23 protein-coding genes are annotated in these 23,701 nt (G+C 75.0%); 1 reads left to right on the forward strand and 22 read right to left on the reverse strand.

Annotated features, from left to right (window positions below):
• Positions 1-4: 4 nt before the first annotated feature.
• The 8 genes from AB0G13_RS12030 to rpe form a co-directional block, all read right to left on the reverse strand.
• On the reverse strand, positions 5-268 hold the full coding sequence (locus AB0G13_RS12030) for a phosphoribosyl-ATP diphosphatase (RefSeq protein WP_088947482.1): 264 nt from the start codon (positions 266-268) through the stop codon (positions 5-7).
• Between the two features lie 109 nt (positions 269-377).
• Positions 378-875, reverse strand: coding sequence for a 6,7-dimethyl-8-ribityllumazine synthase (ribH, locus tag AB0G13_RS12035; protein WP_357872541.1), 498 nt, complete (start codon positions 873-875; stop codon positions 378-380).
• Positions 876-877: 2 nt separating this feature from the next.
• Positions 878-2,143 (reverse strand): bifunctional 3,4-dihydroxy-2-butanone-4-phosphate synthase/GTP cyclohydrolase II, encoded by a 1,266-nt coding sequence (locus tag AB0G13_RS12040; RefSeq protein WP_357872544.1) that lies wholly within the window; start codon positions 2,141-2,143, stop codon positions 878-880.
• Positions 2,140-2,838, reverse strand: a complete 699-nt coding sequence (pnuC, locus tag AB0G13_RS12045) for a nicotinamide riboside transporter PnuC (RefSeq protein ID WP_357872546.1) — start codon at positions 2,836-2,838, stop codon at positions 2,140-2,142. Before pnuC ends, AB0G13_RS12040 begins: the two co-directional genes overlap by 4 nt.
• A complete protein-coding gene (locus AB0G13_RS12050) occupies positions 2,838-3,509 on the reverse strand; it encodes a riboflavin synthase (RefSeq protein WP_357872548.1) in 672 nt (223 codons plus the stop codon). Before AB0G13_RS12050 ends, pnuC begins: the two co-directional genes overlap by 1 nt.
• A 1-nt stretch (position 3,510) precedes the next feature.
• The gene (gene ribD / locus AB0G13_RS12055) at positions 3,511-4,572 is read right to left on the reverse strand and encodes a bifunctional diaminohydroxyphosphoribosylaminopyrimidine deaminase/5-amino-6-(5-phosphoribosylamino)uracil reductase RibD (RefSeq protein ID WP_357872551.1); all 1,062 of its coding nucleotides are present in this window, start codon (positions 4,570-4,572) and stop codon (positions 3,511-3,513) included.
• A gap of 416 nt (positions 4,573-4,988) precedes the next feature.
• Positions 4,989-5,945 (reverse strand): response regulator, encoded by a 957-nt coding sequence (locus tag AB0G13_RS12060; RefSeq protein WP_357872553.1) that lies wholly within the window; start codon positions 5,943-5,945, stop codon positions 4,989-4,991.
• 1 nt (position 5,946) lies between these two features.
• Entirely contained in the window at positions 5,947-6,627 is a 681-nt protein-coding gene (rpe, locus tag AB0G13_RS12065) for a ribulose-phosphate 3-epimerase (RefSeq protein ID WP_121395207.1), read from the reverse strand.
• Positions 6,628-6,946: 319 nt separating this feature from the next.
• Between rpe and AB0G13_RS12070 the strand changes: the two genes are divergently transcribed.
• On the forward strand, positions 6,947-7,837 hold the full coding sequence (locus tag AB0G13_RS12070) for a septum formation family protein (RefSeq protein WP_357872557.1): 891 nt from the start codon (positions 6,947-6,949) through the stop codon (positions 7,835-7,837).
• A gap of 42 nt (positions 7,838-7,879) precedes the next feature.
• Here the strand turns inward: AB0G13_RS12070 and AB0G13_RS12075 are convergent, their stop codons facing one another.
• The 14 genes from AB0G13_RS12075 to AB0G13_RS12140 form a co-directional block, all read right to left on the reverse strand.
• Positions 7,880-9,628: a M28 family peptidase gene (locus AB0G13_RS12075; RefSeq protein WP_357872559.1), complete on the reverse strand. Its 1,749-nt coding sequence runs from the start codon at positions 9,626-9,628 to the stop codon at positions 7,880-7,882.
• Positions 9,629-9,795: 167 nt separating this feature from the next.
• Positions 9,796-11,148 carry a transcription antitermination factor NusB gene (locus AB0G13_RS12080; RefSeq protein WP_357872621.1) on the reverse strand — a complete coding sequence of 451 codons (1,353 nt, stop codon included), beginning with the start codon at positions 11,146-11,148 and terminating at the stop codon, positions 9,796-9,798.
• Positions 11,149-11,390: 242 nt separating this feature from the next.
• Positions 11,391-12,317 (reverse strand): methionyl-tRNA formyltransferase, encoded by a 927-nt coding sequence (fmt, locus tag AB0G13_RS12085; RefSeq protein ID WP_357872563.1) that lies wholly within the window; start codon positions 12,315-12,317, stop codon positions 11,391-11,393.
• A gap of 4 nt (positions 12,318-12,321) precedes the next feature.
• Complete coding sequence (def, locus tag AB0G13_RS12090) at positions 12,322-12,882, reverse strand: peptide deformylase (RefSeq protein ID WP_357872565.1); 561 nt, start codon at positions 12,880-12,882, stop codon at positions 12,322-12,324.
• A gap of 229 nt (positions 12,883-13,111) precedes the next feature.
• Positions 13,112-14,095: an AAA family ATPase gene (locus AB0G13_RS12095; protein WP_357872568.1), complete on the reverse strand. Its 984-nt coding sequence runs from the start codon at positions 14,093-14,095 to the stop codon at positions 13,112-13,114.
• Between the two features lie 253 nt (positions 14,096-14,348).
• Positions 14,349-16,511, reverse strand: a complete 2,163-nt coding sequence (locus tag AB0G13_RS12100; protein WP_357872624.1) for a primosomal protein N' — start codon at positions 16,509-16,511, stop codon at positions 14,349-14,351.
• Between the two features lie 71 nt (positions 16,512-16,582).
• Positions 16,583-17,776, reverse strand: coding sequence for a methionine adenosyltransferase (metK, locus tag AB0G13_RS12105; RefSeq protein WP_357872570.1), 1,194 nt, complete (start codon positions 17,774-17,776; stop codon positions 16,583-16,585).
• Between the two features lie 88 nt (positions 17,777-17,864).
• Positions 17,865-19,073: a bifunctional phosphopantothenoylcysteine decarboxylase/phosphopantothenate--cysteine ligase CoaBC gene (gene coaBC, locus AB0G13_RS12110; protein ID WP_357872572.1), complete on the reverse strand. Its 1,209-nt coding sequence runs from the start codon at positions 19,071-19,073 to the stop codon at positions 17,865-17,867.
• A gap of 14 nt (positions 19,074-19,087) precedes the next feature.
• The gene (rpoZ, locus tag AB0G13_RS12115) at positions 19,088-19,351 is read right to left on the reverse strand and encodes a DNA-directed RNA polymerase subunit omega (RefSeq protein WP_007075826.1); all 264 of its coding nucleotides are present in this window, start codon (positions 19,349-19,351) and stop codon (positions 19,088-19,090) included.
• A 46-nt stretch (positions 19,352-19,397) separates the two neighbouring features.
• Positions 19,398-19,931, reverse strand: a complete 534-nt coding sequence (locus tag AB0G13_RS12120) for a guanylate kinase (protein ID WP_357872575.1) — start codon at positions 19,929-19,931, stop codon at positions 19,398-19,400.
• Positions 19,932-19,956: 25 nt separating this feature from the next.
• Positions 19,957-20,274: an integration host factor, actinobacterial type gene (gene mihF, locus AB0G13_RS12125; protein ID WP_007458370.1), complete on the reverse strand. Its 318-nt coding sequence runs from the start codon at positions 20,272-20,274 to the stop codon at positions 19,957-19,959.
• A gap of 176 nt (positions 20,275-20,450) precedes the next feature.
• Positions 20,451-21,290: an orotidine-5'-phosphate decarboxylase gene (gene pyrF / locus AB0G13_RS12130; RefSeq protein WP_357872578.1), complete on the reverse strand. Its 840-nt coding sequence runs from the start codon at positions 21,288-21,290 to the stop codon at positions 20,451-20,453.
• 110 nt (positions 21,291-21,400) lie between these two features.
• Positions 21,401-22,675: an adenosylmethionine--8-amino-7-oxononanoate transaminase gene (locus AB0G13_RS12135; RefSeq protein WP_357872580.1), complete on the reverse strand. Its 1,275-nt coding sequence runs from the start codon at positions 22,673-22,675 to the stop codon at positions 21,401-21,403.
• Positions 22,672-23,691, reverse strand: coding sequence for a quinone-dependent dihydroorotate dehydrogenase (locus AB0G13_RS12140; protein WP_357872583.1), 1,020 nt, complete (start codon positions 23,689-23,691; stop codon positions 22,672-22,674). The genes AB0G13_RS12135 and AB0G13_RS12140 overlap by 4 nt, the downstream gene beginning before the upstream one ends.
• Positions 23,692-23,701: the final 10 nt, after the last annotated feature.

Raw genomic sequence — 23,701 nt, forward strand, 5'->3', positions numbered from 1 at the left:
GCACTCACAGATGTCGGTAGACGTCCTTCAGGTCGAGACCGCTGGCCAGCATCAGCACCTGGACCTGGTAGAGCAGCTGGGAGATCTCCTCGGCGGTGCGCTCGGGCCCCTCGTGCTCGGCGGCCATCCACGACTCGGCCGCCTCCTCGACGACCTTCTTGCCGATGAAGTGCACGCCCTTCTCGAGCGCGGCGACCGTGCCCGAGCCGGGGGTGCCCGCGGCGGCCTTGGCCTGCAGCTCGGCGAACAACTCCTCGAACGTCTTCACGCCGCGATTCTTCCAGCCGGCCCGACCGCCCCGGCGCGCCGGGTCAGGCCCCGCTCACCGACCGGGACCGTCCGGAGCGCCCGGCCCCGGTGCGGACGCGGCAACCGGGTCAGCCGCCGAAGCCGACCCGCTGCCCGTTGCTGGCCAGGGCGCGGATGGCCAGGGCCGCGTCGAGGGCGGCGACGGTGGCCGACCAGCCCTTGTCCTCCGCGGAGTCGGGCAACCCGGCCCGGTCCCGGGCCTGCGCGAGGGTGTCGACGGTGAGGACGCCGTGCGCGACGGGCTTGCCCTCGTCCAGCGCCACCCGGGTCAGCCCGTCGGTGACGGAGCGGCAGACGTAGTCGAAGTGGGCGGTGGCGCCGCGGACCACCACGCCGAGCGCGACCACCACGTCGCAGCGCCGCGCGAGGGCCTGGGCCACCACGGGCAGCTCGACCGAGCCGGCCACCCGGGCGGTGACCGCCCTGGCCCCGCACGCCCGGGCGGCGGCGACCGCCCGGTCCAGCATGTGGTCGGTCAGCTCGCCGTGCCACCGCGCGGCGACCACGCCGACGGTCATCCCGGCGGCGTCCACCGCCGTCACGCCCGGTTCACCGAAACCCGCCATGCCTACGCTCCGATCTCGTCGCCGAGGACGGGGCGGCCCATCGGGGCCTCGGTCACCTCGTCCAGCTCGTCCAGCAGGTGCCCCATCCGGTCCCGCTTGGTGCGCAGGTAGCGCACGTTCTCCGGGTGCGGCCGCACCGGCAGCCCCTCGCGGCCGATGACGGTCAGCCCGTAGCCCTCCAGGCCGGCGCGCTTGGCCGGGTTGTTGGTGAGCAGCCGCATCGAGCGCACCCCGATGTCGTAGAGGATCTGCGCGCCGGTGCCGTAGTCGCGGGCGTCGGCCGGCAGGCCCAGGTCGAGGTTGGCGTCCACCGTGTCCCGGCCCTCGTCCTGGAGCTGGTACGCCTGGAGCTTGTGCAGCAGCCCGATGCCGCGCCCCTCGTGCCCGCGCACGTAGAGCACCACGCCCCGCCCCTCCCGGGCGACCCGGTCCAGCGCGGCATCGAGCTGCGGGCCGCAGTCGCAGCGCACCGAGCCGAACACGTCCCCGGTGAGGCACTCGGAGTGCACCCGCACCAGCACGTCCCGCCCGTCGCCGATCTCACCGATGACCAGGGCGACGTGCTCGGCCGAGTCGTGCTCGCTGCGGTAGCCCAGGGCCCGGAACACGCCGTGCCGGGTGGGCATCCGGGCGTCGGCGACCCGCTCGACCTGCTTCTCGGTCCGCCGCCGGTACGCGACCAGGTCGGCGATGGTGATCAGGGTCAGGGAGTGCTCGGCGCAGAACTTCTCCAGGTCCGGCACCCGCATCATGGTGCCGTCGTCGTTGACCAGCTCGCAGAGCACGCCGGCGGGACGCAGCCCGGCCAGGCGCGTCAGGTCGACGGCGGCCTCGGTGTGGCCGGGCCGGCGCAGCACGCCGCCCTCGCGGGCCCGCAGCGGCACCACGTGCCCGGGGCGGGCCAGGTCGGCCGGGCCGGTGCCGGGGTCGGCGAGCAGCCGGATGGTGTGCGCCCGGTCGGCGGCGGAGATGCCGGTGCTGACGCCCTCCCGGGCGTCCACGGTCACCGTGTAGGCGGTGCCGCGCCGGTCCTGGTTGGTGTGGTGCTGCGGCGGCAGGTCCAGCCGGTCGCACTCGCTCTCGGTCAGCGGCGCGCAGATGTAGCCGGACGTGTGGCGCACCATGAACGCGAGCAGCTCCGGCGTCGCCAGCTCGGCGGCGAAGATCAGGTCGCCCTCGTTCTCCCGGTCGGCGTCGTCGACCACGACGACGGGCCGGCCGGCGGCGATGTCCGCCACCGCCTGCTCGATGCTGGCGAAAGTGGTCATGCCACGGCCTCCGAGTAGGTCGACGGGATCGGGGCGGGCGCCGGGCGGGCGGCCCGCGAGGTGCGCCACCAGGCCACCAGGCCCCAGGCGCAGAAGGCGCCGTAGACGAGGTACATGGCGGCCGAGGGATAGAACCCGCCGCGCAGCAGCAGCGGCACGCCGACCGCGTCGACGGCGATCCAGACGAGCCAGAAGTCCACCCAGCCGCGGGCCATGCCGTAGGTGGCGAGCAGGCTGCCGGTGAGGATCCAGGCGTCCGGCAGCGGCCCCCAGGAGCCGAGGGCGGCGAGCACCGGGTACGCCGCGGCGGTACCGATCACGGCCGCGACCAGCAGGCCCAGCCGCTCCCGGCCGGTGGCCCAGCGGGGCGCCACCGCGACCCCGTCGCCGTCGCCGCCCCGGCGGCGGTGGCGCGACCAACGCCACCAGCCGTAGACGCTGACCGAGAAGAAGAAGACCTGCCGGCCGGCCTGCCCGTAGAGGTCGTGCGCCTGCGGTGTGGCGAAGACACCGCCCAGGAAGACGGTGAAGAGCAACGCGTTGCCGATCATGCCGACGGGCCAGGCCCAGACCAGCCGGCGCAGGCCGAACAGCGCGGACGCCAGCCCGAAGCCGTTGCCGACGATCTCCCGGACCAGCACCGGCGAGCCGGCGATGTCGACCTGCGCGTCGAGCAGCCACCCGAGCGGGCCCATCAGGCCACTCCGTCCGGCGCGGCGACTCCCGGCAGGCCGGCGACCGGCGGGCCGGCGTCCGGGAGGGCGGAATCGGCCAGCCGGGCGCCGAGCAGCCGCTCGACGTACTTGGCGAGCACGTCCACCTCGAGGTTGACCGGGTCGCCGACGCGGCGGGCGCCGAGCGTGGTCAGCTTCAGCGTGGTGGGGATCAGCCCGACCGCGAACCAGTCCGGGCCCACCCCGGCGACGGTCAGCGAGACGCCGTCGACCGTGATCGAGCCCTTCTCCACCACGTACCGGGCCAGGGTGGCGGGCAGCCGGAACCGGACGGTCTCCCACTGCGCGGCCGGCTCGCGGGCGACCACCTCGCCGACGCCGTCGACGTGCCCCTGCACGAGGTGCCCGCCGAGGCGGCTGCCCAGCGTGGCGGCCCGCTCCAGGTTGACCGGGTCGCCGGCCCGCAGCGCGCCGAGCGCGGAGCGGCGCAGCGTCTCCCCCATCACGTCCGCGGTGAAGGCCCCGTCGGAGACGTCGACCACGGTCAGGCAGACGCCGTTGACCGCGATCGAGTCGCCGTGCCGGGCGTCCGAGGTGACCAGCGGGCCGCGGACCGCGACCAGCGCCGAGTCACCCGCCGTCTCGGTGATCCGGACGACCTCACCCAACTCCTCGACGATGCCGGTGAACATGTCAGCCCTCCCTCTTCCGGGGCAGCGCGGTGATCCGCAGGTCGGGTCCGACCTGCGTAACGTCGACGTACTCCAGGTCGATGGCCTCGGCGATGGTGTTCACACCGGCGTCGACCAGGGCGGTCGGGCCGGCGCCGAGCAGCCGGGGCGCGACGTAGCCGACGATCTTGTCGACCAGGCCGGCGGCCAGGAAGGCGCCGGCCAGCTTCGGGCCGCCCTCCAGCAGCGCGGCGCGGACCCCGCGCCCGTGCAGCGCGGCGAGCAGCGCCGGCAGGTCGACCCGGCCGTCGGGCCCGGCGCCGACCTCCGCCGCGGTGGCGATCCACGTGCGGGCCGCGCCGTCGCGGACCCGGGCGTCGGCCGGCGTACGCCCGTCGGTGTCCACGACCACCCGCAGCGGCTGCCGGATGGCGAGCGTGCCGTCGCGCAGGTTGCGGGCGGTGAGCCGGGGGTCGTCGGCGAGGACCGTGCCCACCCCGGCGAGCACCGCGTCGACGGTGCCGCGCAGCGCGTGCACGTCCATCCGGGCGGCCTCGGAGGTGATCCACATGCTGGTGCCGTCGGCCGCCGCCGACCGGCCGTCCAGCGTCGCGGCGAACTTCCAGATGACGTACGGCCAGCCCCGGCGCATCGAGGTCAGCCAGGCGACGTTGCCGGCCTCCGCCTCGTACGCGCGTACCCCCGTGTCCACCTGGATCCCGGCGGCGCGCAGCGTGGCGGCGCCCCCGGTGGCGAGCGGATTGGGGTCGGGCACGGCGATGACGACCCGGGCGACGCCGGCGCGCACCAGCGCGGTGCTGCAGGGGCCGGTGCGGCCGGTGTGGTCGCAGGGTTCAAGGGTGACCACGGCGGTGCCGCCGCGCGCCCGCTCCCCCGCCTGGGCGAGGGCGACGATCTCGGCGTGCGGCCCTCCGGCGTAGGCGTGGAACCCCTCGCCGACCACCTGCCCGTCGGCGTCGAGCAGCACGCAGCCGACCACCGGGTTGGGGCTGGTCGTGCCGAGACCGCGCGCGGCGAGTTCCACCGCGCGACGCATCGCCTCGTCGACGGAGACGCCGGCCATGCCCTGCCCTCTCACTCGCCGGTCGACGCGCGGGCGGTCACGGGAGGCAACGGCATGGGGCCGCGAGCGTGCGGCGGCGGAGGTCCGGGTACGGCGGAGCCGCCCCGGGGGGCGCGCACGGCACGCTGAGGTCAGCGGCCGGGCAGGGCCCGTCCGTCCCGCGCGCTGTCTCCCATCCGGACTGTCTGGGGGCGGGGTCTGCCCGCTCCCAACCGTCGGCCCCGGATTCTCACCAGGTCCACCGGGCGGCACGAGGCCGACCGGGTCGCGGGCTTACCACGGTCACACCGTGGATCACCGCCGGTTCGGAATTACACCGAGTCCCGCCAGCGCGTGGTGGGTACACGGGAAGTGTTACACGCCGGACGGGGGGTCGCGCCACCCGGGCGTGGTAGTTCACAGCAACAGCGCACGAATCAGGTAACCCCGCGCCGCCGGTCCACCGCCACGTACGAGCCGGGCTGGCTCTTGGCCACCGTCTTCATCTCGGAGGCGACCGCGATCGCCTCCAACGGGTCGGTGAACCGCTTGCCGGAGTCGGAGAGGGAGACGCCGATCGAGAGGGTGACCAGGGCGGCGCGCCGGATGTTGCCCCGGCGGTCCTTCAGCTCCACGTAGCCGCGCGCGGCGTCGACCGGGTCGTAGAGCGAGTCGGCGGCCTTCTCGAAGTCGGCGGAGACCCGGGAGGTGAGCGGCCGGACCTGCTCCGGGGCGCAGACGATGACGAAGTCGTCCCCGCCGACGTGGCCCAGGAAGGCCGGCGGCAGCCCCACCGAGACCACCGCCCGGTGCAGGCTGCGGGCCAGGGCGGAGATGAAGTCGTCGCCGCGGACGAAGCCGTACCGGTCGTTGACGCTCTTGAACCGGTCGATGTCGATGTAGCCGACGGCGTAGTCGACCCCGCTGCGGACGCGGTCGGAGATCTCCCGGCGGATCCGGCTGTTGCCGGGCAGCCCGGTCAGCGGCGAGACCTCGCGGAACTCCTTGTTGCGGCGCAGCGTGGAGCTGACCCGGGCGACCAGCTCGGCGGTGTCGAAGGGCTTGACGAGGTAGTCGTCGGCGCCGGCGCTGAGCCCGTGCACCTTGTCCACCGTCATGCCCTTGGCGGTCAGCATGATCACCGGCAGGGCCGAGGTCATCGGGTCGGCGCGCAGCCGCCGGGTCAGCTCCAGCCCGTCGATCCGCGGCATCATCAGGTCGACCACGGCCAGGTCGGGGCGCTGGCGCTCGATGACCTCGAGCGCCTCCTGCCCGTCGCTGGCGTGGATCACCTCGAAGCCGTGCAGCCGGAGGTTGAACTCGACGAAGCGCGCGATGTCCTCGTCGTCGTCGACGACGAGGATGACGTCCTGGTGCTCGCCGCCCGGTTCCACGTCAGGCCCCGGGGGCGGCGCGCTCCGCGAGTGCCCGCAGCTTCCGCACGGCCTCGGCGGGGTCGTCGGCGCCGTAGACGGCGGTGCCGGCGACGAACGCGTCGGCCCCCGCCTCGGACGCCTGGGCGATGGTGTCGGCGGCGATGCCCCCGTCGACCTCGATGCGCAGTTCGAGGTGCCCGGCGTCGACGTGCCGGCGGGCCGTCCGCACCTTGTCGAGCAGCTGCGGGATGAACCGCTGCCCGCCGAAGCCGGCCTTGATGGTCATGATCAGCAGCGTGTCGAAGCTCGGCAGCAGCTCGAGGTACGGCTCGATCGGGGTGTCCCGGTCGATCGCCAGCCCGGCCTTGGCCCCCGCGGAGCGCAGGTCCTTGGCCAGGGCCACCGGGTCGTCGCACGCCTCGGCGTGGAAGGTGACGTTGTACGCCCCGGCGTCGGCGTAACCGGGCGCCCACCGGCGCGGGTCCTCGATCATCAGGTGCACGTCGAAGGGCAGCTCGGTGGCGGCCCGCAGGCTCTGCACCACGGGCAGCCCGATGGTCAGGTTGGGCACGAAGTGGTTGTCCATGACATCCACGTGCAGCCAGTCCGCGGCGTTCTCGACGGCGCGGACCTCCTCGGCGAGGCGGGCGAAATCGGCGGCGAGGATGCTGGGCGCGACGATCGGCGGCGGTACGGTCACCGGGCCAGTGTACGAACGTCGCCGATTGCCGCCCGCAGCGCGCCACCCACCGGGACACCCGGTGACCCGGCGGTGACCAGTGGTGCAGAATTGGTCCTCCCGGCGCGGCGGAACCGGACGAAGGGCCGTCCGTGAATGGCCGGACGGCGGCGACGCGGCGAGACTCCATCAGGGACGGTGACGTCAGCCGCACGCCCCGCGAGCTGAGCGCGGGTGCCGTATGCTGCCGCACCGTGGCGTTGTCCGGCCCGCCCCTGCGCCGGCGGGACCGCCGCGCTGGCCGCCGCCGGGTGCGGCCCACGAACGGCGGGAGGTCGGGATGCGACGGTGGTGGACGGCGGCCACGGTGGGCGCGGTGGCGGCCCTGGCGCTCGCCGGTTGCGGCGCCCCGGCCGGCACCGACCGTGACCTGACCGACGACTGGCCGGCGCCCGCCGCGCCGCAGGCGTTCGTCCCCGCCGCCGGGGTGTGCCACGCCGGTGTGCAGGACGTCGGCTATCTCACCGCCTACCACCCCCTCGACTGCGCCCTGTCGCACCGCACCGAGACGGTGCACGTCGGCACGCTGACCGGGGCGGCGGCCGACCGCGCGACGCCCCCGCCGGCCGGCTCGGCCGGCATGCGCGTCGCCCGCGCCGAGTGCGACACGAAGGTCGGCGAGGTGGTCGGCGGCGACTGGCGTTCCGGTCGGCTCGGGCTGAGCGTCGTGCTGCCGTCGCCGCAGGCGTGGGGCGGCGGCGCCCGCTGGTTCCGCTGCGACCTGAGCGAGCAGACCAGCCTCGACGAGGCCAGCCCGAAGGCCCGGACGGGCAGCCTGAAGGGCGCGCTGACCGGCGCCGCCCCGCTCGCCCACCGCTGCTTCAACCCGAAGGTGCGGGCCGACGACGTGCGGGAGATGGTGCCGGTGCCCTGCACCAGCAGGCACCGCGCCGAGTTCGTCGGCGTCTGGCAGGCCCCCGACACCACCTACGACGCCTTCAGGCGGGACAACCTGAAGGTGCACCGGGCGTGCCGGACGCTGATCGCGAAGTACGCCAGGGTGCCGGACAACGGCGACCTGCAGTACCGGGCCGGCTCGATCTACTACCACCCCTTCGAGCGGGAGTGGCGCAACGGCAACCGGGGCGTGCAGTGCTTCCTGTGGGTCAGCGACCGCAACCTCACCAGGTCGATGAAGGGCGCCGGCACGAAGGGCCTGCCGGTCACCTGAGCGGGGCGGCCACCCCGGACGGCCGCCCCGACCCCTGGCGGCCTAGCTGGCCTGGAGCGTCACGTCGTCGACGACGAAGCTGGTCTGCAACGAGGAGTCCTCCGTGCCGGTGAACTTCAGCGTCACCGTCTGCCCCGCGTACCCGGCCACGTTGAACGACCGCTGCACGTAACCCGCCGCCGCGTTCAGGTTCGAGTACGTCGCCAGCGTCGCGGTCCCCACCTGCACCACCAACCGGTCGTACGCCGTGCTCGACGACGTCTCCGCCGTGTCGACGTGCAGCCAGAACGACAGCGTGTAGCTGGCACAGCCCGCCGGGATCGTCACCGACTGCGACAGCGTGTCCGTGCGCGTCGCGCCGTACCCCAGCAGCCACGCCTTGTACGAACCCGAGCGCGCCGGCTGGCCGGCGTCGTTGGTGATCACGCCCGACGACGCCGTCCACGGCGACGTCCCGCTCTCGAACCCGCCGTTGCCGACCACCTGCCCACCGGCACAACCGCCGCCCCCACCGACGGTCAGCGTGTAGCTGGCGGAGCGCGAGACGCCGCCCGAGCCCGCGCCGGTGACCGTGACGGTGTATGTGCCCGCCGGGGCCGAGGCCGACGCGCTGAGCGTCATGGTGGCGGAGCCGCCGGAGGTGACCGACGACGGGCTGAACGACACGGTGACGCCCGCCGGGGCGCCGGTCGCCGAGAGGCCGACCGTCTGGGCGGTGCCGGCGGTGGTGGCCGTGGAGACCGTCGCCGTGGTCGACGCGCCGCGCTGCACCGAACCAGACGTCGGGGCCACCGCGAGGGAGAAGTCGTTGGTCGCCGTGCCCACGGCGAGCTGCCAGATGGCGTACGCGACCCCGTCGGCGCTGCGGTTGAGCACCGTGGCGCTGACGTTCGAGGTGGTGTCGCAGGACCGGTGGTAGCACGGGTCGTACGCCGAGCCGGACGTGCCGCCCCACTTGGCGGCCTGCGCCGAGGTCTTCCGGGCGCTGGCGCCCGAGGCGTACCCGGAGGTCTGGATGCCGGCCTGCTGGAACGAGTAGTCGTCGGAGCGTCCCTGGCCCTCGAGGTTCTCCTCGGGCTGGATGTTCAGCGAGTCCCAGTACGCCTTCAGCGGCGCGGCGGTGGTGGAGGTGATCCGGTTGATGAAGTAGCCGCCGTTGGTGGAGCCCACCATGTCGAAGTTGTAGTAGCCCTTGATGTAGCCCCGCTGGGTGGCGCTGAGGGAACGGACGTAGAAGTCCGAGCCGTTGAGGCCCTGCTCCTCGTCGGTCCACCAGGCGAACCGGACCCGCTTGGTCATCGTCGGGTTCTGCTGGGCCAGCACCAGCGCGTTCTCCAGCAGCACTGACGAGCCGGAGGCGTTGTCGTTGATGCCCGGGCCGGCGGAGACGCCGTCGAGGTGCGCGCCGAACATGACGACCTGGTCGGCGGGGCCGCCCGGCCACTCGGCGATCAGGTTGTTCGACCGGTACGTGCAGTCGGTGCAGACCTGCTCGGTCACCGTGTACCCGACCGCCTGGAGCCTCGTCTTGACGTACGTGAGGGAGGCCGTGTAGCCGGCGCTGCCGGCGCGCCGGTTGCCGCCGTTCTGGGTGGCGATGGTCTGGAACTGCGTGAGGTGGCCCTGGACGTTGGCCACGGCGACGTCCGGCGCGGCCAGGGACTGCGCGGCGGGCGCGAGCGCTCCGGCGGCCGGCGCCGGGGCCGCCGACGCGGGCGCGACGGTCAGCGTCGCCGCGCCGCCGGTGAGGACGGCGAGCGCGAGACCAGCGGTCAGGATTCTTCGTTTCATGGACGCTCCTCGATAGGTGACGACATGATGCCACCTCGGAGCGGGTTGTGGGGACAGCGAAAAGACGCGCGCCCGGGCCGGCCCCGGCGCGTCGTGCGCCGGTGCGGACCCGGGCGTCGCCGGGCCGGACCCCCGATCGGGGCCGGCCGGTGCGTCCCGTGCCCCGCCTAGGTGCGGCGGAGCATCGCGAGGAACATCGCGTCGGTGCCGTGCCGGTGCGGCCAGAGCTGCACCGTCGGCCCGTCGCCGAGACCGGGCATGCCCGCCGGCAGCAGCGGCCGGGCGTCGACGAAGTCGACCGGCACCCCTGAGCGGCGGGCCGCCTCGGTGACCGTCACGTGCGTCTCCACGGTGTGCGGGGAGCACGTCACGTAGGCGACCAGCCCGCCCGGACGGGTCGCGCGCAGCGCCGCGGCGAGCAGCTCGCGCTGCAACCGGGTCAGCGGCGGCAGGTCCGAGGGCTGGCGCCGCCAGCGGGACTCCGGCCGGCGGCGCAGCGACCCCAGCCCCGTGCAGGGCGCGTCGACGAGCACCCGGTCGAAGTGCGCCTCCGGCAGCTTCGGGTCCGCGCCGACGGTCCGGCCGTCGATGTTCAGCACGGTCACCGGCAGGCCCCGGGTGGCCTGCTCGACCAGCCGGGCCCGGTGCTCGGAGACCTCGACCGCGGTCAGCCGCGCCTCCCGCTGGGCGGCGAGGGCACCGAGCAGGCCGGACTTGCCGCCCGGGCCGGCGCACAGGTCCAGCCAGCGCCCGTCCGGGCCGTCGAGCGGAGCCACCGCCAGGGCGTTGGCCACCAGCTGGGAGCCCTCGTCCTGCACATGGGCCCGCCCCTGGGCGAGCGCCGGCAGGTCGCCGGGCGCCCCGCCGGAGAGATAGACCGCGTACGGGGAGAAGGCCCCCGGCGCGCCGCCGACCTGGTCGGCCAGTTCCGCCGCGTCGGCCAGCCCCGGCCGGGCGCACAGGTGCACCGGCGGGCGCTCGTTGTCCTCGATGAGCAGCCGGGTGGTCTCGCCGAGGTCGCCGCCGAGCGCCTCGGCGAAGGCCCGCACGATCCACTGCGGATGGCTGTACGCCAGGGCGAGGTGCCCGATCGGGTCGCTCTCCGCCGACGGGGCCAGCTTGGCGACCCAGGCGTCGGCGTCCCGGCCGGCGACCTCGCGCAGCACCGCGTTGGCGAAGCCCGTCGCGCCGGGACCCACCGCCCGGACCAGGTCGACCGTCGAGGAGACCGCGGCGTGCGCCGGCACCCGCGTGTGCAGGAGTTGGTACGCCCCGAGCCGCAGCGCGTCGCGCACCGGCGGATCGATGCGCTGCACGTCCCGCCCGGCGGCGTCGCTGAGGATCGCGTCGAGGGTGCCGAGGTGGCGCAGCGTGCCGTAGGTCAGCTCGGTGGCGAAGGCGGCGTCCCGGCCGACCAGCCCCGCGTCGCGCAGGAGTGACGGGAGCACCAGGTTCGCGTACGCGTCGTCGCGGTGCACCGCCGCGACCGCCTCGTAGGCCGCCTGGCGGGGCAGGTCCACCGCCGGACGCGCCGGGCGCCGGCCGCCGTCGCGGCGGTCACCGCCGCCCCGCGCACCCCACTGGCCACCCCGCGCCGGCCGCTCGCCGCGCTGACCGCCCGAGGGACGCTCGCCGCGCCCGCCGAACCGCTCGCCGCCGGACCGTTCGCCGCCGGACCGCTCGCCGCCGAGCCGGTCACCGCCGGACCGGTCGCCGCGTTCGGCGGAGAAGCGGTCGCCCGAGGGTCGTTCCGAAGGGCCGGTCACGCGAGTTCCTCCCCTGCGGCGACCCGGACGCCCCGCGCCCAGTCGGTCGCGGGCATCGCCCGCTTGCCTGCCGCCCGGACCTCGCCGAGCCGCACCGGGGTGGTGGCCGTGCCGGCCAGCACCCGGGACTTCTCCACCAGCAGCTCGCCCGGCTTCAACTCCGGGCCATCGGGCACCGGGGTGACCGGGCCCAGCTTGACGCGCTCCCCCCGGAACGTCGTCCAGGGGCCGGGCGCCGGGGTGCAGGCCCGGATCCGCCGGTCCACGGCGAAGGCGGGATCGGACCAGCGCACCCGGGCGTCCTCCACGGTCAGCTTCGGCGCCAGCGACACCCCGTCGGCGGGCTGCTGCTCGGCGCGGGCGGTGCCGTCGTCGATCGCGTCGAGGACGGCCACCAGCAGGCCGGCGCCGGAGTGGGCCAGCCGCTCCAACAGGTCGCCGGACGTGTCGGCCGGCCGGATCTCGTCGGTCAGGGTGCCGTAGACCGGGCCGGTGTCCAGCCCCTCCTCAAGTTGGAACACGCTCGCTCCGGTCAGCTCGTCGCCGTGCAGCACGGCGTGCTGCACGGGCGCGGCGCCGCGCCAGGCGGGCAGCAGCGAGAAGTGCAGGTTGACCCACCCGTGGCGGGGGATCTCCAGGGCGGCCGGCGGCACCAGCGCGCCGTAGGCGACCACGGGGACGCAGTCGGGGGCCAGCTCGCGCAGCCGGTCCTGGAACTCCGGCTCACGCGGTCGGGCGGGGGTGAGCACCTCGATCCCGTGCTCGTCGGCCCACGCCCCCACCGGGGAACGGACCAGCCCGCGACCGCGCCCCGCGGGGGCGTCCGGCCGGGTGACCACGGCGACCAGCTCGTGGCGGGAGGCCGCCACGGCGGCCAGGGCGGGAACGGCGACGGCCGGCGTGCCGGCGAAGATCACGCGCACGGGCTCACCGACCCAGGCCGAAAGGGCTGCCGGCGACGTGCGGGTTGACCTTGACCGTCGGCGGGGCGGCCGGGTCGTACCACTCCGCCTGGCGGATCGCCTTCATCGCCTCCTTGCGCCCGGCCGGGTCCAGCCGGTCCAGGAAGAGCACCCCGTCGAGGTGGTCGGTCTCGTGCTGCACGCAGCGCGCCATCAGACCGGTGCCGACGATCTGCATCGGGTCGCCGTAGCCGTTGAAGCCCTTGGCGATCACGTTCTGCCGGCGCTTGGTGTCGAAGTAGAGGCCGGGGATCGACAGGCACCCCTCGGGGCCGTCCTGTTCCTCCTCGTCGGGAAACTCCAGCACCGGGTTGACCAGATGGCCGACCACGTCGTCGACGTCGAAGGTGAACACCCGCAGGCCCACACCGAGCTGCGGCGCGGCGAGGCCGGCGCCGTTCTGCTCACGCATCGTGTCGGTCAGGTCGGCGATGAGCTTGCGCAGCTCGACGTCGAAGTCGACCACCGGATCGGCCGGCGTGCGCAGCACCGGATCCCCGAACAGACGGATGGGCTGGACGGTCACTCGGCATGGCTCCTTCGGCGGGCGGACTGGTGCCGTACCAGTCTACGGAGTGCCGCCGGCCGCCCCGGCCGGCGTACCGCGACGCGGTGCCGGCGGTTCCGTGTCGATGGTCACGGAAGGGCTCTCGAAGCCGCGCAGGAGCGGCCGGGGCTCGGTGCCGCGGCGGAGCGGCCAGGGCCAGCCCGGGCGGCGGCGCCGCTGCCGTGCCCGGCGGTACGGAGCGGGCGGCTCAGACGCCGGTGCCCGGTTCCCCGGCCAGGACCGCGTCGCCGCCCAGCAGGGCGTGCTCGGGCAGCGGCAGCTCGATGGAGTGGGCGGCCTCCCAGTCGTGGATCAGGCCGGGCCGGGCCTGGGCGGCGAAGTAGTCCACCGCGCTCATCCCGCCGACCACCGGCTCGTCCACCTCGGCGACGAGCCGGGCCGGCACCAGGCGGAAGCCGTTCTGCAGGGCGGCGCTGAGGCGGCGGTGCCCGTCGACGACGAAGAAGTACTCGCCGGTGTAGCCGATCCGCAGGGGCTCCAGCGCCTCGTCGCCGGCCGCGGCCACCTCGCCGACGAACTCCGAGTCCCACAGGTCGCGCAGGTGGGCGATGTCCTCGGTCGGGTAGACCCGGGCCGGGTCGAGCAGCAGCAGCGGGGGCGCGTCGCGCAGCACGTCGGCGCAGAGCCGGCCCTCGTACGCGTCGATGATGTGCTCGATGACCTCGGCGGCCGGGGCGCGGGTGGTGTCGCAGATCAGGTCGTAGTTGCGCAGCCGGGCCTTGTCCACCCCGTACCGGACGATGAACCGGCCCCGCTCGCTCTCGCTTCGCTCGCGCAACTTGGCTTTGGCCTCCTCCATGGAGGCGTAGCTCTCGGCCGGGCCGGAGGGGCGGGCGAGCACCCGTCGGGCCGCCTCGCCCGGCTCGGTGATCATGTGCACCTTGAGCGCGTCCGTGAAGAAGTGCCAGGCCAGCCGGGAGTCCATGACCAGCCGCTCGCCCGAGGCCGCGATGTCCCGCTGGAGCTGGTCGACGTAGCCGTCGACGGCCTGGTCCAGCTCCGCGTGCAGGTTGAGCTGGAGCGCGGTCATCTGCCGCTCCTGCGCCATCTGGCGGTAGAGGTCACCGACGCTGACCCGGCGCAGGCCGAGCCGCTCGGCGATCTCCACGGAGACGGTGCTCTTGCCGCTGCCGAGGTCACCATTGAAGACGATCGACTGACGAACGGTCACGACTGGTCCACCCCTGATCACCGGCTGTTTGACATCATCGACATCGCGCCGAACCGACGCGCTCCCGCCATCGTCGCGCGATCCTGCGCCTCCAGCTCGGCGCGTCTGGCGCCGCGCTGTGACCTGGAGCCGTCGTACGCCCCGGCATGACGGGCGATGCTATCACCCGCCTGCCGACGCACCGCCGGACACGGCGTGCGACGACGGGCCAGGCCGGGCGGTGGGACCGGCCCCGGAGCACCCGGGCCGCCGGTCAGAAGAGAGCCAGCGGGTCGACCTGGAGTCGGACCGGGTCGGCGGCCTTGCGGGCGGTGCGCACCCCGGCCGCCGAGTGCAGCGCGCCGGCCAGCGCGGCGGCCCGGGCCCGGGGGACCCGGACCAGCATCCGCTCCCGCTCCCCGTCGGCCGGCACCGGCCCGAGCAGCTCGGCCTCCGCCGGCAGCCGGGCCTCGGCCAGCAGGTCGGCGACCGCGGCCGGCGCGCCGGTGACGCTGGCCATCCGCACCGCCGGCGGGAAGCCCAGCTCCCGCCGCTCGGCCAGCTCCCGGGCGGCGAACCAGCCGGCGTCCCAGCGCAGCAGCGCCTGCACGGGGGCGAGGGCCCCGTCGGCGACGACCACCACCCGACCGCCGGCGGAGGCGGGCCGGGCCAGCGCGGCGGCCGCCAGCCAGCGGCGCAGCGCCTCCTCCCCCGCCCGCAGGTCGGCCCGGGTGAGCAGGGCCCACGAGTCGAGCAGCAGCACGGCCCCGAAGCCGCCCTCGGCGACCGGCTCGGCGCCCGGGGTGGCGATGACCAGGCCGGCGCCGCCCGGGACCGCGGCCAGCACCTCCTCCCGCCCGGAGGTGCGCACCGGCACGCCGGGGAAGGCCCGGCCCAGCTCCTCGGCGGTGCGCCGGGCGCCGGTGACGGAGGCGCGCAGCCGCCGTCCGCCGCACTCCGGGCAGGCGTACGCGGCGGCGACCCGGCCGCACCAGCGGCAGGCGGGGGTGCCCTCGGCGGAGGGCAGCGCGAGCGGCCCGGCGCAGTGCGCGCACCGGGCCGGGGTGCGGCACTCGGCGCAGGCCACCGAGGGCAGGTAGCCGCGGCGGGGCACCTGGACCAGCACCGGCAGGTCGGCCCGGAGCGCCTCCCGGGCGGTGGTCCAGGCGAGGCTGGGCAGCCGGGCGGTGGCCGCCCCGGGGTCCCGGGCCAGCTGCGGGTCGTCGCCGGTGGGCGCGATCGCCGGCATCCGGGCCCGGACGGTGGCCCGGTCGGCCACCACCTCACGGGCCCACCCGGTCTCCACCAGCAGCTGTGCCTCGGCGGTGCGGGTGTACCCGCCCACCAGGGCTGCGGCGTCACCGAGCTGGGCGCGGGTGAGCAGCACCTCCCGGGCGTGCGGATAGGGGGCCCGGGGCTCGGCGTGCAGGTCGTCGCCGTCGTCCCAGATCGCCACCAGCCCGAGGCGGGCGACCGGGGCGAACATCGCGGCCCTGGTGCCGACCACCACCGCCGCGTCGCCGCGCCGGGCCGCGAGGAACGCCCGGTAGCGCCGGGCGGGGCCGAGCGCGGCGGAGAGGCAGACGTGCCGCCCCGGGCCCAGGGCGTCGTGCAGGGCCGCGTCGAGGCGGTCCAGGTCGCGGTTGTCGGCGACGACCACCACCGCGCCCCGGCCGCCGGCCACGGTGGCGGCGACGGCCTCGGCGTAGCGGGCGGGCCAGTCCTCCCCGGGCAGCGCGGACCAGACCGCCCGGGGGGACCGCCCGTCGGCGAGCGCCCGGAGCATGGCCGGCCCGGCCGGGTAGTCCCGCCACGCGTCGGGACCGGGGCCGGCCGGCGGGGCGGCCGGGGCCCGGTCGGACCGCTGTCCGCCCGGAACCCCCGCCGGTGCGGCGACGCCCACCCCGGCGGGGCCCGCGTCCGACAGGTCGGGGTCTCCGTGGACGGGCGGGTCTCCGGCCGGCCCGGCGGAGGCCGCGTCCGGCCCGGCGGAGGCCACGTCCGGTACGGCGGAGGCCACGTCCGGTACGGCGGAGGCCACGTCCGGCGCGGCCGGTTCTCCGTCCGGCGCGGCCGGTTCTCCGTCCGGCGCGGCGGGGGCTTCGTCGGGGGCGGCGGCGCGGGCGCGGACGTCCTTCTCGACCCGGGCGTGCCGGGGCGGGACCGCGAGGCGGAGCACGTCGGCGAGGCTGCCGGCGTAGCGGTCCGCGACCGCCCGGGCCAGCCGGGCGACCTCCGGCGCGAGCACCGGCTCGGGCGAGACGACCTTCTCCAGGTACGCCAGCCGGCCGGTGTGCCCCGAGTCGTCGGCCCGCTCCAGCAGCCAGCCGTCGACGAGCTGCCCCGCGAAGCGGACCTTCACGCGCACGCCGGGGACGGCGTCGGCGTCCAGCTCGGCCGGGACGAGGTAGTCGAACGGCCGGTCCAGGTGGGCCAGGGGGACGTCGACGCAGACGCGAGCGACCGGCGACCCGTCCGCGGGTCGCCGGTCGCTGCGCCTGGCGCCGGTCAGGCTCCCGCGGCCGACTTGAGGTCGGCGGCCCGGTCGGTGCTCTCCCAGGTCAGGTCCGGCAGCTCCCGGCCGAAGTGGCCGTAGGCGGCGGTCTGCTGGTAGATCGGGCGGAGCAGGTTGAGGTCCCGGATGATGGCGGCCGGGCGCAGGTCGAAGACCTCGGAGACGGCCTTCTCGATCGAGGCGACCGGCACGGTCTCGGTGCCGAACGTCTCGACGAAGAGGCTGACCGGGTGGGCCTTGCCGATCGCGTACGCGACCTGGACCTCGCACCGCTCGGCCAGGCCGGCGGCGACCACGTTCTTGGCCACCCAGCGCGTCGCGTACGCCGCCGAGCGGTCCACCTTCGACGGGTCCTTGCCGGAGAACGCGCCGCCGCCGTGACGGGCGTAGCCGCCGTACGTGTCGACGATGATCTTGCGTCCGGTCAGGCCGGCGTCGCCCATCGGCCCGCCGATCTCGAACCGGCCGGTCGGGTTGACCAGCAGCCGGTAGCCGTCGGTGTCCAGCCCGAGGCTCTCCAGCTCCGGGGCGATGACGTGCTCGCGCACGTCGGGGGCGAGCAGCGAGTCCAGCGAGATGTCCGCGGCGTGCTGGCTGGAGACGACCACCGTGTTGAGCCGGACGGGGCGCAGCCCCTCGTACTCGATGGTGACCTGGGTCTTGCCGTCGGGCCGCAGGTACGGGACCGTGCCGTCCTTGCGGACCTGGGAGAGCCGCCGGGCCAGCCGGTGCGCCAGTGCGATGGGCAGCGGCATCAGCTCCGGCGTCTCGGAGCAGGCGAAGCCGAACATCATGCCCTGGTCGCCGGCGCCCTGCGCGTCCAGCGCGCTCTCCGACGCCCCGGTACGCAGCTCGAAGGCGTTGTCGACGCCCTGCGCGATGTCCTCGGACTGGGCGCCGATGGAGACGCTGACGCCGCAGGACGCGCCGTCGAAGCCCTTCTTGGACGAGTCGTAGCCGATGTCGAGGATGGTCCGGCGGACGATGGTCGGGATGTCGGCGTACGCCTTGGTGGTCACCTCGCCCGCGATGTGCACCTGACCGGTGGTGATCAGGGTCTCCACGGCGACGCGGCTGCGTGGGTCCTCGGCGAGCAGGGCGTCGAGAATGCCATCGCTGATCTGGTCAGCGATCTTGTCCGGGTGGCCTTCCGTGACCGATTCGGAAGTGAAGAGGCGGCGTGTCACGGCACTCCTAAATTGTGGAAGTCGTTCCGCGGCAGTCTAGTCATCCGCGTCAGAGCCTGGCCCCTTCGGTCGTGCCCGGTTCCAGCCGTCAGGAACGGTTAAGCAACCGGGCCACCACGAGATCCCAGACGCCGTCGGCGAGGTCCTCCTTGGACCGTTCGGGCATCCGGCTGACCGAACCGTCCGCGCCGATGACCGTCGCCGCATTGGTCTCGGCGCCGAAGACCTTGTCGGGCCCGACCTCGTTGATCACGACGAGGTCCGCCCGCTTGCGGGCGAGCTTGGCCCGGCCGTTGGCCTCGGCGTCGCCCGTCTCCGCGGCGAACACCACCAGCACCTGCTCCGGGCGACGACGCCGGCCCAGCTCGGCCGCGATGTCCGGGTTGGTGACGAGCTCGATGGTGGGCGCGCTGCCGTCGTCCGACTTCTTGATTTTGCCAGGCGCGTAGGTCGCGGGACGGAAATCGGCCGGAGCCGCCGCCATCACCACCGCGTCGGCCTCGGCGGCCGCCGCCAGCGTGGCGGCGCGCAGCTCGCCCGTGGTGCCGACCCGGACCAGGTCGACGCCGGCGGGATCGGGCAGCGAGACGTTGGCCGAGATCAGGGTGACCCGGGCACCCCTGGCCACCGCGCAGCGGGCGAAGGCGTAGCCCTGCTTGCCCGAGGAGCGGTTGCCCAGGAAGCGGACCGGGTCGAGGGGCTCGCGGGTGCCGCCGGCGGTCACCACCACGTGCCGCCCGGCCAGGTCGGCGGGGGCCCCGACGCCCCGGGCCAGCGCCCGGCGGGCGACCGCGAAGATCTCCGCCGGGTCTGGCAGCCGGCCCTTGCCGGTGTCCGCCCCGGTGAGCCGGCCGACGGCGGGCTCGACGACGCGCACGCCCCGGGAGCGCAGCGTCGCGACGTTGGCGACGGTGGCCGGGTGCTCCCACATCTCGGTGTGCATGGCCGGGGCCAGCACCACCGGACAGCGGGCGGTCAGCAGCGTGTTGGTGAGCAGGTCGTCGGCGAGGCCGTGGGCGGCCTTGGCCAGCAGGTCGGCCGTGGCCGGCGCGACCACCACCAGGTCGGCCTGCTGGCCGAGCCGGACGTGCGGCACCTCGTGCACGTCCGACCAGACGTCGTCGGCGACGGGCTGGCCGGAGAGCGCGGCCCAGGTCGGGGCCCCGACGAAGCGCAACGCCGACGCGGTCGGCACGACCCGGACCTGGTGGCCCGACTCGGTGAAGAGTCGCAGCAGCTCGCACGCCTTGTAGGCGGCGATGCCACCGCCGACCCCGAGGACGATCCGGGGGGACATCGACGCGCGGCGGGTTACGGCTGGTCGGTCGGCTCGGCGGTGAGCAGGCCCGCGTTGATCTCGCGCATCGCGATGGAGAGCGGCTTCTCCTGGGGCGTGGTCTCGACCAGCGGGCCGACGTATTCCAGCAGACCCTCACCGAGCTGGCTGTAGTAGGCGTTGACCTGGCGTGCGCGCTTGGCGGCGAAGATCACCAGCGCGTACTTCGAGGTCGTCTTCTCGAGAAGCTCGTCGATCGGCGGGTTGGTGATGCCTTCGGGGTTTGCGATGGATCCCACGAATTAACCTCTGCGTCTATCGCACCGCGCGCGGCGGTGCTGGCGGTCAACCGCGCACGTGCGGTGGCGCCGGAGCCAGGAAAGAAGAACCGGACAAGCCTACCAGCTCGTCGACGACCCGCCCGGTGAGGTCGTGCGCGAGGGTGTGTTCGAAGGCGGCCGGCGTGACCTGCGGGGGGACGGTCCCCGGCGGGTGCAGCAGCACCAGCCGGGCGTCGGGCAGCACCGCCCGGACCAGCAGCGCGCCGGCGAGGTCGAGGCCGATCAGCACCGGCTGACCGGCGGCGAGCCGGGACCGCAGCGGTTCGAGGGGGGTACCGCGCCGGTGGGGCCCGGCGCGGCTCCACTCCAGCAGCTCCCCGGCGGCGACCATCCGGTCGAACTCGGCGGGGGTCAGGAAGAGCCGGTCGACGCCGTCCAGCTCGCGCTCCCGGCGCGGGCGCGTGGTGGCCGGCACCGGGACCCAGACGGACGGAGAACGCGCCCGGACGCGCTCGACGACACTCTCCGTGCCGGAGCCCGAAGGCCCCGTCAGGACAGTGAGCCGAGCCGCCGGGCGCGCCTCGTCATCCGTGCTCACTGCTTGTTTCTACACGCAGCCAGCCTCAGTTGGCGGCGAACTCTCCAAGCAGTGCCTTGCGCTGCTGCTCGCCGAGGCCACGCAGGCGACGGCTGTCGGCGATCTTGAGCTTCTCCATGATCTGGGTGGCCCGGATCTTGCCGATACCCGGCATCGCCTGCAGCACGGCGGAGACCTTGAGCTTGCCGACGACGTCGTCGGACTCGGCACGCTCGAGGACGGCTCCGAGGGTGGTCTTGCCCTGCTTGAGCTGCTCCTTCAGCTCAGCACGGGCCTTGCGGATCTCCGCGGCCTTCTCCAGCGCGGCAGCGCGCTGTTCGGGGGTCAGTGACGGGAGCGGCACCAGTTCTCCTCAGGTCCCTATCGCGACGGGCGGGACGCACCGCCGCATCTGTGAAACGTGGTGTCGCTGTGAACCAAGGGGTCCGTGGTTCCCAGCGCGGGGAAAACTAGCGGTAGACGGCGCATTCGGCAACGTGGGCGCGCGATGATCTTCGCAAAAGGTGACCGAGCCGTCAGTCAGGCTCCAGCGGCGAGGGCGGCCCGGCAGTCGGTCAGGGCCCGGTCGGCGGCGGCCCGCAGCGCGTCCGGATCAGGGCCCGCGCCCAGCACCTCGCGGGAGTACGAGGGCAGCACCGCGGGCAGGGCGGAGCCGAAGACGACGCGCAGATCCGCCGCGGTGGCACCCTGCGCCCCGAGGCCCGGGGCGAGCAGCGGACCGTTCACCGCGGACAGGTCGTGACCGGTGTCACCGATGGTCGCGCCGACCACCAGCCCGACGCTGCCGAGCGGCTGCGCACCCGCGTTGAGCTGGGAAATCTCGTCGATGACGGCCTGCGCGACGGTGCGTCCGTCGGCGGTGCGCGCGCGCTGCACGGCCGCGCCCTCGGGGTTGGACGTGAGCGCCAGCACGAAGACCCCGCCGCCGTGCTCGGCGGCCAGTTCGAACATCGGCGCGAGCGCGCCGACGCCGAGGTACGGGCTCGCCGTCACCGCGTCCACATGGACCGGGCTGGATGGGTCGAGGTACGCCGAGGCGTACGCGGCGACGGTCGAGCCGATGTCGCCACGCTTGACGTCCAACAGAACGAGCGAGCCGGCATCGCGCAACTGTCGGATAGTTGACTCTAGAATCGCCATACCTTTCGAGCCGAACCGCTCGAAAAAGGCCGACTGGGGCTTGACCACCGCGACCCGGTCACCGAGGGCTTCCGCGACCGTCCGGGCGAACCGGTCAAGCCCGCGGACGTCGTCGTCGAGCCCCCAGCGGGCCAGCAGCCCCGGGTGCGGGTCGATGCCGACGCAGAGCGGCCCCCGCTCGGTGACGGCCCGGTGCAGGCGGGCGCCGAAGCTCTCCATCCGGTTCTCTCCCTCTCCTCGGCGCCCCGGGGGCGTCCACCGCCGGGGCGCGCTCCTGTCGCGGGCGGCGCGCGCCGCCCGCGTACTCCCGCCGGACCGTGACCGGCGGCTCAGCCGGCCCGCACCGCGGCGGCGACCCCGGCGGCGATCCGGGCCAGGTCGGCGTCGTCGGTGACGTACGGCGGCATGGTGTAGACGAGGTCGCGGAACGGCCGCAGCCAGACCCCCTCGGCGACCGCGGCGGCGGTGGCGGCGGGCAGGTCCACCTCGTGGTCGAGCTGGACCACGCCGATCGCGCCGAGCACCCGCACGTCGGCCACCCCCGGCGCGCCGCGCAACGGCTCCAGGCCGGCCCGCAGGCCCGCCTGCACCCTCGCCACCTGCCCCGCCCAGTCCCCGGCCCGCAGCAGGCCGAGGGAGGCGTTGGCGACCGCGCAGGCCAGCGGGTTGCCCATGAACGTCGGCCCGTGCGCCAGCACCCCGCCAGCGGAGATGCCCCGGGCCACCTCCGCCGTGCAGAGCGTGGCGGCCAGGGTGAGGTACCCGCCGGTGAGCGCCTTGCCCACGCACATCACGTCGGGCGCCACCCCGGCGTGCTCGGCGGCGAACATGGCGCCCGTCCGGCCGAAGCCGGTGGCGATCTCGTCGAAGATCAGCAGCACCCCGTGCGCCCGGGTCACCTCGCGCAGCACCCGCAGGTAGTGCGGGTGGTGGAAGCGCATCCCGCCGGCGCCCTGGACCACCGGCTCCACGACGACCGCGGCCAGCTCGTGGGCGTGCCGCTCGACCGCCTCGACCAGCGCCGCCTCGTAGGCCGGATCGGGCGGGGTGTCGAAGCCGCCGGGCGGCACGGGGGCGAAGACCTGCCGGGGCAGCACGTCGCCCCAGAGGTGGTGCATGCCGCCCTCGGGGTCGCAGACGCTCATCGGGTGGAACGTGTCGCCGTGGTAGCCGCCCCGCCAGGTGCCCAGCCGGCGGCGCTCCGGCCGGCCGGCGGCCCGCTGGTACTGCAGGCACATCTTGACCGCGACCTCGACGCCGACCGAGCCGGAGTCGGCCAGGAAGACGTGCTCCAGCCCGTCCGGGGCCAGCTCGACCAGGGTGGCCGCCAGGCGGACCGCCGGGGCGTGGGTGAGCCCGCCGAACATCACGTGGCTCATCCGACCGAGCTGGTCGGTCACCGCCGCGTCGAGCACCGGGTGCCGGTAGCCGTGGATCGCCGCCCACCACGACGACATCCCGTCGACCAGCTCCCGGCCGTCGGCCAGCCGCAGCCGTACGCCCGCCGCGCTCTGCACCACGTAGGGCGCGCTGGCCGGCGGCAGGGCCGCGTACGGGTGCCAGACGTGCGCCCGGTCGGCGGCCAGGATCTCCTCGGGGGTCACCCGCCCGTCCTCGCGGCGCGGACGGCGGCGCGGACCAGGGCCGGCCCGCGGTAGATGAAGCCGGTGTAGAGCTGGACCAGGGCGGCGCCGGCGTCGAACATGCGGGCCGCGTCGTCCGGGTCCACGATGCCCCCGACGCCGATCACCGGCAGCCGGCCGCCGGCCTCCCGGTGCACGAAGGCGACCACCTCGCGGGCGCGGTCGGCGAGCGGTCGGCCCGAGAGGCCGCCGGTCTCCGCGCCGCGCGCCCGGTCGGCCGGGGCGATGCCGTCGCGGGCGAGCGTGGTGTTGGTGGCGATCACCCCGGCGGCGCCCCGGGCCAGGCAGACCTCCAGCAGCTCGGCGATCGCCGGCTCGGTGAGGTCCGGCGCGATCTTCACCAGCACCGGCTTCTCCCCCACCAGCGCCGCCAGGATGGCGTCCAGGTGCGCCCTGTCCTGCAGGGAGCGCAGACCCGGGGTGTTCGGCGAGGAGACGTTGACCGCGAAGTAGTCGCCGTGCCCGCGCAGCGCGCGGTACGAGGCGAGGTAGTCCGCCACCGCCTCGTCCAGCGGGGTCACCTTGGACTTGCCCAGCGAGATGCCCAGCGGCACCCCGAGCGGGCGGGGCAGCGCGGCGAGCCGGGCCGCGAGGGCCTCGGCGCCGGCGTTGTTGAAGCCCATCCGGTTCACCACGGCCTCGCTGTCGCGCAGCCGGAACAGCCGGGGCCGGGGGTTGCCCGGCTGCGGGTGGGCGGTGACCGTGCCGACCTCCACGAAGCCGAAGCCCAGCGCGGGCCAGGCGGGCAGCGCCGCGCCGTCCTTGTCCATCCCGGCGGCGAGCCCGACCGGGTTGGGGAACTCGACGCCGAAGACGGTGCGCGGCGCGCGGACGGCGTAGCGGGCCCGCAGCACGGCCAGGGCCGCCGGCCGGCGGGAGAGCCCCGCCAGCCGGCGCAGCGTCCACTCGTGCGCGGCCTCAGCGTCCCCGCCCCCGATCCGGAACAGCCCGGGCCGCACGACCCGTTCGAACATCACCGCGCGCTCG

The organism is Micromonospora sp. NPDC023633 (genome assembly GCF_040640035.1).
In the GTDB taxonomy this organism is placed as follows: Bacteria; Actinomycetota; Actinomycetes; order Mycobacteriales; family Micromonosporaceae; genus Micromonospora.

What these genes read in the sequence shown, in the direction of transcription:
- pnuC (WP_357872546.1), bottom strand. Translation starts at nt 2,838, where the DNA reads ATGGGCCCGCTCGGGTGGCTGCTCGACGCGCAGGTCGACATCGCCGGC.
- AB0G13_RS12070 (WP_357872557.1), top strand. Translation starts at nt 6,947, where the DNA reads ATGCGACGGTGGTGGACGGCGGCCACGGTGGGCGCGGTGGCGGCCCTG.
- ribD (WP_357872551.1), bottom strand. Translation starts at nt 4,572, where the DNA reads ATGGCCGGCGTCTCCGTCGACGAGGCGATGCGTCGCGCGGTGGAACTC.
- coaBC (WP_357872572.1), bottom strand. Translation starts at nt 19,073, where the DNA reads ATGTCCCCCCGGATCGTCCTCGGGGTCGGCGGTGGCATCGCCGCCTAC.
- AB0G13_RS12040 (WP_357872544.1), bottom strand. Translation starts at nt 2,143, where the DNA reads ATGACCACTTTCGCCAGCATCGAGCAGGCGGTGGCGGACATCGCCGCC.
- ribH (WP_357872541.1), bottom strand. Translation starts at nt 875, where the DNA reads ATGGCGGGTTTCGGTGAACCGGGCGTGACGGCGGTGGACGCCGCCGGG.
- pyrF (WP_357872578.1), bottom strand. Translation starts at nt 21,290, where the DNA reads ATGGAGAGCTTCGGCGCCCGCCTGCACCGGGCCGTCACCGAGCGGGGG.
- AB0G13_RS12050 (WP_357872548.1), bottom strand. Translation starts at nt 3,509, where the DNA reads ATGTTCACCGGCATCGTCGAGGAGTTGGGTGAGGTCGTCCGGATCACC.
- AB0G13_RS12075 (WP_357872559.1), bottom strand. Translation starts at nt 9,628, where the DNA reads ATGAAACGAAGAATCCTGACCGCTGGTCTCGCGCTCGCCGTCCTCACC.